Genomic DNA, 11350 nt, shown 5'->3' with positions numbered 1-11350 from the left:
GGCGTTCGGGGCCCAGGGCAAGTACAACTACGCGACCGTGACCGGCGGAACAGCCTGCAACAACACACTCTTCGGCGACCCGGACCCCGGCGTGCCCAAGGCCTGCTACATCGAGGCTCCGCCTCCCGGGGTCACGACGTGGACTCCGTGCTCTGCTGAGACGATCAACTGCGCCTTCACCGGTACTCACGAGGTCGCCTTCGGCGCCAATGGCCGCTACGGATACAGCACGGTGACCGGCAATACCGCATGTGACGACGCGGTGTTCGGGGACCCCGATCCCGGGCAGGTCAAGGCCTGCTACATCCAATGAAGACGGCGCCACCTCGTCGTCCGGGCCGATGATCTCGACGTCCCCCTCGACCGCAGCCCAGTCCCACGCGGCCCGCGTGACGAACGTGGCGTGCTGTGGTTGTCGGAAACGTCATCCGTGGCCTGGCCACGACTGGCCCGACGCCAGTCGGCCTGGAAGGATCCCGAGATCCTTTTGCTGCGCCACCAGGTCGCGGTCCTGCAACGCTAGAGCAGGAGCGGGCCGAGGCTGTCCTGGGCCGACCGGGCGCTGATCGCCGCGCTGCTCGCGGTCATACCGCGTCGGCCCTACGGCGGCCTGCACCTGGCCGTGGCGCTGATTGGCTCAGGCCGAGCGCGGTGCGCCGGTCGTAGATGGCCTAGGCGATCTGTCCGGCCAGCCGGGCCTCCTCATAGACGGCGCGGGCCTCGGGGTCCAGGTCCTCGTCAGCGGCGAGCAGGTCACGGGCTTGGGCGGTCAAGGCCGGGTCGACCTTGGCGCTCTCGCGCATCCGTGTCTTACGGAACGCGGTCAAACAGCACTATGCGCCGGCCTGGGCCTGCCAGTACGTCACGCGCCAGTCGTTGGGTTCCAGGCGTATGCGAAGCTCGCGGACCGGACCACCGAGGTGTCGTGAGCGCGGTTCACCGAACGTCTCAGGTATGTCGGCGAGATCCCCCAGACCAACTTCGCCCAGAGCTCACCCATCCGCAGCTGGACCAGTTACCCGGCCAAGGCTGCGTGACGAGCTACTAGAATCCACCCGGGCTCGGCGAAGCGCGCTGGCCGCGGGAGGGTGGGATGTTCGACTTCGGCTTGCCTTCGGACCGGCCGCTCGATCTGGCGGTGATCGGTGCGACGATTGTGGTCACCTACTACGCCGGTCTTCTGTCCCTGATCCTCGTCATGCCCCCGCTGCGGATGTCGCTATTCTCCGTCCAGGTAGGCGCCGGCAAGGTGCTGCTGGTACGGCCGGGCCGGCGCGTGACGGTGCACTGGCGGGCCGCGCCGTGGAATCTCGGCGTGTCCGGCGTCTACCGGGACGCCCGGTCACTCGCGACGCGTATGTGGATGTTCCGGCTCTCCCAGCTGCTGGCGATTCTGGGGTGGGGGCTGCTGGCCTGTCTGCTGTTCGCGCCGGGAAGTCGTTTCCAGCGAGACGTCTTGGCTGGCACGCTGCTGGCGGCGTGCTTTTTGCTGGTGAGTCGCACCCGGGACAAGCGCCTCTACATCGCCTCGTTACTCAACCCGCGGTTGAAAGCAGATCCGCAGGCCATCGCCCGTGCCATCGCCGTGCGGTACGCCCACATCCGTTTCGGGCAGGGCGATGACCGGCCGATGCGTGAACTCGCCGCTGAGCAGGATCTCGCCTCGACGGTGGCCGCGCGTGTCGCCTACATGGAGGGCCGTTTCGCCGACGCCCTCGATGTCATCGATCGACACGTATCGCTCCTGGCCGCCCAGAACCCCGACGCCGCCGAGAAATTCCGTGCCGGGCAGGCGGTACACCTCGCCGAGCTCGCTTTGTACGCGGTCGAGTCCCGGCAGATCCCGGTCACCGAGGGTGTTCCGCGGGCGAAGGCCGTGATGGCCGGACAGCCGCTTCCACCCGCGTTCCAGGCTCTGATCGCCGTTTTGTCCGGCGATCCGGAAACCGCACTGCCCTTGGCGCGCAAGGCCCGCCGGCAGCCCGGCTCCCGACTCGATCTGGCCGACATCCACTGCACGCTCGCCCACGTCCACGGCGTCCTAGGCGATCATGCCAAGGCGAACGAATCTCTCAACCGTGCCCGTGGTCTGGTCCCGACCTATGCCCGCCCCGCTCACGTGGCCCGGCGGCTGGACAGTGCTGGCCCGCAGGTGGTCAACGCCGGCTGACCCGACGGAATCCCAGGGCTGAGGGCGCCGATAACCTATGCGACCTGCCGATACTCGTGGAGCAGCCCTCCGGCGCGATCACGCCCTTGCATTACCTCGCCAACGGTCAGGCCGACAACCGTGCCATCGTGTGCCCGAGCACGGCAACGAGAGCGCGGGCTGCACGCCGATCCTGGACGTCACCACCGCGGCGGGCACCGGCCGCACACCGGCGCACGGCGTGTGCACCGTGACCCAGGTCGGCACCGACGACGACGTGGTGTGGGGCCTGGTCACGCTGCCTGACGGCACGATCCTGTTCAACGAGCGCGACGCCCACGACATCGTGCACCTGAACCCGAAGACCGGCGCGAAGAAGAGCATCGGCACGGTGCCGAACGCGCAGAGCACCGACGGCGAGGGCGGCCTGACCGGGCTGGAGATCAACCCGGTGAGCTTCGGCTCGGACCACTGGCTCTACATCATGCACACCTCGCCGACCGACAACCGGATCGTCCGGATCAAGTACGACCCGACCACCGACTCGCTGCAAACCGCCACCGAGCAGATCCTGCTTACCGGCATCGAGCGCAACAAGTTCCACAACGGCGGACGGCTCCGCTTCAGCCCGGACGGCAGGTACCTCTACGCCGGCACCGGCGACGCACAGAACGGCGCCAACGCCCAGAACACCAGCAGCCTCAACGGCAAGGTGCTGCGGATCGACCCGGACGGCACCATCCCGCCGGACAACCCGTTCCACAACGCGGTCTGGAGCTACGGACACCGCAACGTCCAAGGCCTGGCCTTCGACTCCCAGGGCCGCCTGTGGGAGCAGGAGTTCGGCAACAACATCATGGACGAGACCAACCTGATCGTGAAGGGCGGCAACTACGGCTGGCCCTCGTGCGAGGGCACCTCGGGCACGTGCGGCACAGCAGGCTTCATCGCTCCGAAGCACACCTACCCGGTGGCCGAGGGCTCGTGCAGCGGAATCACCATCATCCGCGACTTCCTGTACGTGGCCTGCGAACGCGGCACCCGGCCGTACCGGGAACAGATCAGCGGCAGCAGCAACAACCAGATCTGTCACGTGACAGTGGCCTGACTCGGCGGGCCGCCCCGGGGATGTCGGGGGGCACGTCGCCCGGGGCGGTTCCATGCTGTCGGAAACGGGGAGCCAGACGTGTCCGACTCTCATCGTGGTCGCCCCGGTGTCGGCGTTCGACGCTAGCTTCGGTGCATGGAACCGATCTATGCGGACTTCTCCGTTGATCCGGCAAGGCTTGGCGGCGCCAGCGTCCGCCGCGGTGGTTGTTCCACCGCTCCCTCGCATCTGATGGTTGACGGTGGCGGGTGGGTGGAGGTGCACTTCGACGCGACCGGGCCGGGGGAGACGCCGCAGGCGGCGGTCACCGTGACGGCGCTGGTCTCCAAGCGTGGGCCGCTGCCCGGGTACGCTCCGATCGACGTGCTGATCAACGGGATCGTGCTTGTTGAGGGCCATGTCATCCCGGGCGGGGACCTTCCGGCGGACACGGCGGTGGCGGTGCCCGGTGAGTACCTCATCGCCGGGACCAATGTTTTGAGGATCCAGACCTCGGCGACGTCGATCACGCGGTTGTGGCTGTACCGGATCACCGTGGAGACGCTGGAGAACCGCGGGGGTGCCATTCGTGCCCTGCGACGTGAGGCTGCGGAGGCGGTCTCGGTCCGCGCCTTCCGTGCCGAGCGTCGCCCGGCCGGGACGGATGCCTGGCAGTCCGTCCCGCGTGTGCTGGTCCACATCGACCGCGGCGAGCACGCGGAGCTCAGCCACCTGTCCTGGCGCGGCGAGGACGGGGCGGAGGCCGCAGTGTCGTTCCAGGCCTCGATGGCCTCGTTCTACGGCCACCACCGGGCCGCGGACGCTACCGTCTCGGAGTTCCGCGGGCAGCTCTCCGAGTCCTGGGCCGCTCCGGAGCAGGTCGCGTCGGCGGCAGTGCACGTGTTCGGCACACAGGAGGGCTGGGGCGGGGGCTGGCACGACTCGGGCGAGCTGCGGGTGCTGCTCGACGATGGCGGCGCCGATGTGGAGCGCGTCAGTTGGCGTGACTGCGCGGACAACTCCGGTTCCGTGGCGCTGGACCTGGCCGTGCCGGGGCCGGACAGTGCGGTCGGGCGCGAGGGCGCGACACAGATTTCCGGTTTGGTAGCACAGATTTCCAGTTTGGGAACACAGACTTCCAGTTCAATACAGATCACGGCGAGCGGACAGAATCCGGGCGCCGGCGAGATCGCCGAGAATCTGCTTGAGGGCTCGGTCCACAGCAAATGGCTGACGTTCTCCCGCATCGCGCGACTCGACTTCACACTTGGCCGCCCCGCAGCCGTCGGCTTCTATGAGCTGACGTCGGCCGACGACTTCCCGGATCGTGATCCGCGCGACTGGACGCTCAGCGGCTCGCCGGACGGCCGGACGTGGACGGCGCTCGACACCCGCACGGGCGAGGCCTTCGCGGCGCGGCATCTGAGCCGGGCGTTCCGCATCCGGAGCCGGGAACAGGCCGTGTACCGGCACTACCGCCTGGAGATCTCCGAGAATGCGGGGTCGACTGAACTCCAGCTCGCGCGCATCCGATTCTTTCGCCCGGCGCTCGCCCCCGCTGTTGGATTCCTCGGCTACTACCAGCGGGCCGGGGAGGGACCCATCGGGTATCGGGGCACGGCCCTGGCGGCGGCCACGCCCTTGGGGAGGCCCTTGACGACCGGGCTCGCGGCCCCGCTCAAACCATTGGCTCCGTTCAAGGCCGCGGCTCCGCTCAGGGCCGCGGTGCCCTCCGTTCCTGCCGTGCCCGCCGCGCGCAGCGTTCCGGCGAAGCGTGGCGTTCCGGCCGAGGCCAAAATCGCGGCGTCCGCGCCGCCGCCCGCTTCCACCTCGCCGCTCACCACCGTCGAAGGATGGACGGCGTATCTGACCGAGTACGGCATGGATGTCGTGCGCGTCATGGACGAGCGGGAGCGCCGGGAGTTCACTGACGACCAGCTGTCCCGAGGCTGGCTCGGCGGGGACCCGGTCGACGAGTCGCGCATCGCGGCGCTGGAGGAGCGGCTCGGCGCGCGGCTGCCGGCGAGCTACCGTGCCTTCGTCGGCGCCAGTGACGGCTGGCGGAACATCGGCGAGTTCATGTGGGCGATGCGCGGGATCGACGAGATCGACTGGTTCCGCGCGGCCGATCCGCAGACCTGCGACATCCTCGGTGACGCCGATGACCTCGGCCCCATTGTGAAGCGTGCGCTGCTGATCTCCAAAGAGGGGGACGCACAGCACTGGTTCCTCGACCCGGCAGACGTCTCCCCGGACGGCGAGTGGGCCGCCTACACGTGGTCCTCCTGGGGCTTCTTGAGCGAGCGTTTCCCGTCGTTCGCGGCGCTGGTGGCCGACGAGCGCGAGTCGATGGAGCAGCTGCGGGGGTACAGCGGCTCGCCCATGCATCCCGACGGCGCCGACGAACTGCTCGCCGAAGGCCGCGCCCAAGCGCTGAACGGCGATGTCGACGCGGCGCTGCGGACGTTCGACCAGGCTGCGGTGAAGGGCTCCGGCGCGGCGGCGTATCTGAAGGTGATCCTGGAGATCTTCCTGAAGAGCGCCCATGGCCACCACGCCCTGCGCAACGGAGTGTTCGGTCGCCCGCACGTCATGGCCGCGGTCGGCCTGGAGCAGCTGCGCGCCGAGGCCGTGCCGCTGTTCCTGCACCTGACAGAGAAGGACCCCATCAGCGGCGTCCCGTCCTACCTGCCGCTGCTAGAGGACCTCCTGCCGCCGCTGCCGAGCGAGCTCGCCGACGGCTCCCGGGGAACGCAGGGAACGCAGGGAACGCAGGGAACGGAGACGAGCGACCCGGACGCGGAGGCCGCGAAGCGCCTGTTCGATCCGAACCGATTCCGCACGCAGCGGTCCATACCGGAGCTGACCGCGTCGCGGGAGAAGATGATTCCGCGGGCCGCAGCCTTCGTGCCGCCGGTGCTCCCGGAGCCGCCGGCGTTTCAGTGCGCCCTGGAAGAGGCCCGCGCGCTCGTCAGGGCCGGAAACGCGGACGGCGCGTGGGCGGTGATCGAAGCGGCCGTGCCGGGCTGGCACTCCGACTCCCCGACGCGCGTCGCCCCGGTCGTCCTGCTCGTCGATCCGGTGCTCAACACCTTGATCACGCCGATTCGGTCGCGACAGATCGTCCGGGTGCCCCGAGGTACCCAGGGGAGTGGACGTTGAGGTTCGCGCTGCCGAACATCGACCAGTGGTCACTGTTTGGAGAGCATTCAGTCTCAGATCATTGAGTCTCAGAGCTCTTCAACCCAGGAGGACACATGCGCGAGCCGTCCGCCCGCCGCCGACTCCTGACCGGGCTGCCGGTGCTGGGCTACCAGGGCCGTGGGAGACGATCAGAGCGTCCGCTGACCGGTTGATGTTTACGTCACGATGGTGAACTACGGAGAAATCCCACCAGTCTGGTAAGAACCAGGGTGATCGTGACCGAACGGGCAGTGGTACGGGCGCGAACGGGCAACCGCGTGGCGCATATCAGGGCTCTTCAGCACCATGGAACCTGTTCACCTGTTTACGTGTGAGCACTGGGGATTCGAGGAGGAACGATATGTCTACTCGCCGTTTGCGCACCGCCTTCGCCGCGGTCGGCATCACCATCGCCACGGCCACGGTCGTCATGACGAGCGCCGCCGCCGCGTCGGCCGACGGTGTGTTGGACCAGTGGTACCCGACCTACTACGACTGCCAGTACGCCGGCGACGTTTACGCTCAGCAGGGCATCATCCACAACTTCTCCTGCAACGCGGGCAACGGTGGCTGGATTCTGACCGGCTGGAACTAGTGCTCCGGTCGTGGCCGCCCGGCATCGAGCTCTGATCGGGCGGCCACGGCCCTGGGATCGCCGTCGTGCCCGTGCCGATCCCCGCGATGCGGGCGCCTCGCCGACCCGCGGACACCGCCGCGTCAGATCCTGGACGCACTCCCGTCGAATCGTGTGAAGTGGGCTGCCTCCGCGCCCCTGTAACCTCATCGTCGCGCTGCCGGTTTCCCTTGACAGGCAACGAGAACAAGCCGGAACAATACAAGACAGACAACGAACACAGGCAAGGCCAACAGCGCGATGGCAGGACGTTGACTGGCATGGATGACGGCCGCCTCAGGGTAGAGACCCTTGGACCGCTGCGCGCGTTCGCCGGGATCCGGGAACTCACGCTCGGACCGCCGAAGCAGCGAGCGGTGTTCGCCGTACTCGCGCTGAGCACGAACAGCGTGGTCTCGCGCGACGATCTGATCGATCACGTCTGGGGTGGCTCGCCGCCCGCCACGGCGGCCGGGAACCTCCACACCTACATGTCGGGCCTGCGCAAAGCCCTGGATCGGCTGGGCGAGCCGTTGAGCAGCTCCGGGTCGGGCTACTCGCTCCGGCTCGCCCCGGATGGGCTGGACGTCGCGGCGGCCCAGCGGTCGGCGGCGCGCGCCCGCGCGAGCCGGGCCGGGCAGGATCGCCTCGCCGCGGTCGCGGCTTTCGACGAGGCGCTGGCCCGCTGGCGTCCGGGCTCGGCCCTCGGCGGCCTGCCCGGCCCGTTCGCCGCCGAGCACCGGGCCCGGGTGGCGGATCTGCGGCTGCGGCTGCTGATCGAGCGCGCCGAGGTGCTGATGGAGCTGGATCGGCCGACCGCGGTGGCCGACCAGCTCCGGGACCACGTTCCGGCGAACCCCTATCACGAGCCGCTGCGAGCCCTGATGATCAGGGCACTGCACCAGGGCGGGCGGACCGCCGAGGCGCTCGCGCAGTACCGGGAGCTCAGGAAGCTGCTCGCCGACGATCTCGGCATCGACCCGTCGGCCCAGATGCAGGCCTTGCACGCGTCGATTCTGGCCGGCGACGCCGGATTCGCTTCCCCCGCGCCGAAGGCCGCCGCCGTGCGGGACCGCGTCGCTTCGCCGAAGCCCGCCGTCCAAGCCACCGTCCAAACCACCGTCCAAGCCGCAGACCGGGCCGCCGTCCAAGCCGCCGTCCAGCCGCCGATACAACCGACACAACCGACACAACCGATACAGACGCAGACACAGATGCCGCCGCCGGAAGCCGGCCCCCCGGTCCGGCCGGCGCAGCTGCCGCGCGGCATCGGGAACTTCGTCGGTCGTGTCGCCGCGATCCACGAGGTGCTGGAGGCGGCACGCGTCGCAGGCGTCGGCGCCGACCCGGAGGGAACCGACGGCCCGCAGATCGTGATGATCGTCGGCGCCGGCGGCATCGGGAAGACCGCCCTCGCCGTGCGGTCCGCCCACCTGCTGGCCGCCGCGTACCCGGACGGCCAGCTCTATGTGAACCTGCGCGGCTTCGACCCCAGCCACCCGGCGCGCTCACCGGAGGACGCCCTATACCACCTGCTCACCTCGGTGACCGGAAGGAGGATCCCGGACGGTCACGAGCAGCGGGTCGCCCTGTGGCGCAGTATCGTCCGCGATCAGCGCGTGCTCATCGTGCTGGACAACGCCGAGTCCGCCGACCAGGTGGAGGACCTGCTGCCCGGGGGCGGACCCTCCTTCGTCATCGTGACCAGCCGCAACCGGCTGTCCGGCCTGTCCGTCCGGTACGCGGCCCGGCGGGTGCGGCTGGACCCGCTGAGTCCGGAGGAGTCCCTGACGCTGCTGTTCACCTCGATCGGGAGCGTGCGGGTGGCCGCCGAGCTGTCGGCAGCCCGGCACCTGGCCGAGCTGTGCGACCACCTGCCGCTCGCCCTGCGGATCGCCGCCGAGCAGGTGTCCGCGGGGTCCGAGGTGAAGATCGTCGATCTGATCACCGGCCTGGAGAACGTGCGGCGCCGGCTGGACGCCCTGCAGATGCCGGATGACGAGCTCTCCTCGGTGCGCGGCGTCCTGTCCTGGTCCTACGCCAGGCTCGACACCGAGGCCGCCCGCGCCTTCCGCATGCTGGGGCTGGTCCCGGGGGTGGACATCCGGCCGGAGGCGGCCGCCGCGCTGCTGGGCGTCACGCTCGCCGAGGCCGCCGCCGTTCTGCACGACCTGGCCGCGCAGCATCTGGTCGAGACCACCGCCGACGGTTATCGGATGCACGACCTGACCCGCATCTACGCCGAGGAGGCCGCCCGGCGCGGCGAGACGGCCGCCTCCCGGCGACGGGCGCTCGAACGCATGCTGGAATGGTATGTACGGACCCTGGCACAGGGGTACCAGTCCGCCTCGATACCGCTCCCGTTCACCCTCGCCGACGACTTCCCGCACGAACCGGCGCACCTCGGCGACCAGAAGGAACGGGTCACCTGGTGCGGCCAGGAGTGGGACAACATCGCGCCGCTCGTGCGGGCGGCCCAGAAGATCGGGTGCCACGATCGCGCGTGGCAGCTGTGCTACCTGCTCTTCGACTACTTCTACGCGGCCGGACAGGCCCGCGACTGGGTCGAGACGGTGCGGATCGGGATGCGCGGCGCCGAACTGCTCCAGGACCGCAAGGCCCAGGCCGTGCTGCACAACCACCTGAGCGTGGCCTACTCCCGGCTGGGGCGCAACGATGACGCCGTGCGCGAGCTCCACAGCGGTCTGCGGCTCGCCGAAGACCTCGGCGAGGACCTGCTGCGCACCAGCCTGCTCGGCAACCTGGCGTCCACGCTCCGCGAAGCCAAGGACTACTCGGCGGCTCTGCCCTATGCCCTACAGGCCCTGGCCCTGGCGCGGCGCAGCGGGCTGGTCTACTACGAGGCGGGGTGCCTCGACGTCCTGTGCGAGCTGTACGCCGAACTCGGCGAGTCCGAGGAGTCGCTGCGGGTCGGCAGGCTCGGCCTGGAAGCGGCGCGGGCCTGCCAGAACGTGATGCTGGAAGCCAACATCCTGGTCAACCTCGGCGCGGCCGAGCACGGGCTGGGGCATGCCGACACGGCCCTGGGCTACTTCCGGGAAGCGCTGGCGATCAGCGAGTCCTGCGACGACTACCACGCGGCCCGAGCCCTGTTCGGCATGGCCAAGGTGCACCGGGCCGCGGCGGCACCCGGGCTCGCCGCCGACCTGGCGGGCCGGGCGCTGCTGCTGTTGCGGGACCTCGACGCCGAGGACGTCGACGAGGTCGCGGAGTTCCTTCGCTCGCTGCGCGCCGATCCGCCGACGCCCGTGCCGCGGGCGCCCGACCGGGCCGTGAAGGATCCGTGAAGGATCCTTGAAGCCCCATCCGTCACAATGGCAAAGTGCTGATAAAGCCGCATCAGCCGGCCCCTCCTCGCGGAATCGCGACGCTGCGCGGTTACGCACCGGCCGGCGTCGAGGACGTGGCCGACCCGGTGTGGCCCGTGTTCCCCGCGGACCCCGCGGACCCCGTGCGGATCGACCCCGTGCGGATCGCGGCGGATCCCGTGCGGGCGGGCGATCCGCCGGCCGCGCCGATCCCGGTCCGCGTCCTGGCGGATGATCCGGTCACGCGGGATGCCACGCTGGCCTGTCTGCGGTCCCGGCCGGGGATCAGGGTGCTGCCGGCCGACGACGCCGGTGCCGCACGGGTGGTGCTGGTCATGGCCGGGCGGGTCACCGACCGGACGTCGGCCTTGATGCGGGAGGCCGCGCGGGCCGCCGCGGGTGAAGTCGGGTTCGTCCTGGTCGGCGACGGCCTGCGTGAGCACCACCTGCTCGCGGCCGTCGCGTGCGGACCGCTCAGCGTGATCGCCCGGCGGGACGCGGACGCCGACCGGATCGTGCGGGCGATCCAGGGGGTCCCGCGGGGCCGGCTGGAGTTGCCCGACGAGGCCGTCGGATGGCTGGTCGCCAGGCTGCGGACGATCCACCGCGACGTGCTCCAGCCCCGAGGGTTGACCGCGGTGGGGCTGGGCACCCGGGAGGTCGATGTGCTCCGGCTGCTCGCCGACGGCCTGGACACCGCCGAGATCGCCGAGCGGATGAACTACTCGGAGCGTACCGTGAAGAACATTATCCACGGCGTGTTGACGCGGCGCCGACTGCGCAATCGCGCGCACGCCGTCGCTTTCCTGGTGCGGGCCGGGGCTCTGTGATGCCGGTGCCGGAGCCGATGCTGATTTTGCCCTCGAACAGGCAAGCACGCAGGGCGTCGATGGGCAATTAAATTCGTGTGAATTCTTTGAGAATTTGCAATCTCTTGGACGTTCTTCTGCGCGGGTTGGTATTCGTGCTATACAGATTGCTGATACGCG

6 protein-coding genes and 2 pseudogenes are annotated in these 11350 nt (G+C 69.6%); 7 read left to right on the top strand and 1 reads right to left on the bottom strand.

The features are described 5' to 3' along the window. Window positions 1-313, top strand: a pseudogene (locus ABH935_RS42835) (hypothetical protein); the annotation flags it as partial. A gap of 358 nt (window positions 314-671) precedes the next feature. Here the strand turns inward: ABH935_RS42835 and ABH935_RS42830 are convergent. Beyond that, window positions 672-827, bottom strand: coding sequence for a hypothetical protein (locus ABH935_RS42830; RefSeq protein WP_370383730.1), 156 nt, complete (start codon window positions 825-827; stop codon window positions 672-674). A gap of 266 nt (window positions 828-1093) precedes the next feature. Here ABH935_RS42830 and ABH935_RS42825 point away from each other — a divergent pair, with 266 nt between their 5' ends. The 6 genes and pseudogenes from ABH935_RS42825 to ABH935_RS42800 all read left to right on the top strand — a co-directional run bounded on the left by ABH935_RS42825 (window position 1094) and on the right by ABH935_RS42800 (window position 11191). Continuing rightward, window positions 1094-2170: a hypothetical protein gene (locus tag ABH935_RS42825; RefSeq protein WP_370383729.1), complete on the top strand. Its 1077-nt coding sequence runs from the start codon at window positions 1094-1096 to the stop codon at window positions 2168-2170. A gap of 220 nt (window positions 2171-2390) precedes the next feature. Then, window positions 2391-3224, top strand: a pseudogene (locus ABH935_RS42820) (sorbosone dehydrogenase family protein); the annotation flags it as partial. Between the two features lie 168 nt (window positions 3225-3392). Further along, entirely contained in the window at window positions 3393-6398 is a 3006-nt protein-coding gene (locus tag ABH935_RS42815) for an SMI1/KNR4 family protein (protein WP_370383728.1), read from the top strand. Between the two features lie 382 nt (window positions 6399-6780). Next, entirely contained in the window at window positions 6781-7014 is a 234-nt protein-coding gene (locus ABH935_RS42810; protein ID WP_370383727.1) for a hypothetical protein, read from the top strand. A gap of 299 nt (window positions 7015-7313) precedes the next feature. After that, a complete protein-coding gene (locus ABH935_RS42805) occupies window positions 7314-10340 on the top strand; it encodes a BTAD domain-containing putative transcriptional regulator (protein ID WP_370383726.1) in 3027 nt (1008 codons plus the stop codon). 35 nt (window positions 10341-10375) lie between these two features. Continuing rightward, entirely contained in the window at window positions 10376-11191 is an 816-nt protein-coding gene (locus ABH935_RS42800; RefSeq protein WP_370383725.1) for a LuxR C-terminal-related transcriptional regulator, read from the top strand. Window positions 11192-11350 lie beyond the last annotated feature (159 nt).

The sequence above is a fragment of the Catenulispora sp. GAS73 genome, assembly GCF_041262085.1.
In the GTDB taxonomy this organism is placed as follows: Bacteria; Actinomycetota; Actinomycetes; order Streptomycetales; family Catenulisporaceae; genus Catenulispora.
This window is presented reverse-complemented; position numbering and strand designations above follow the sequence as displayed.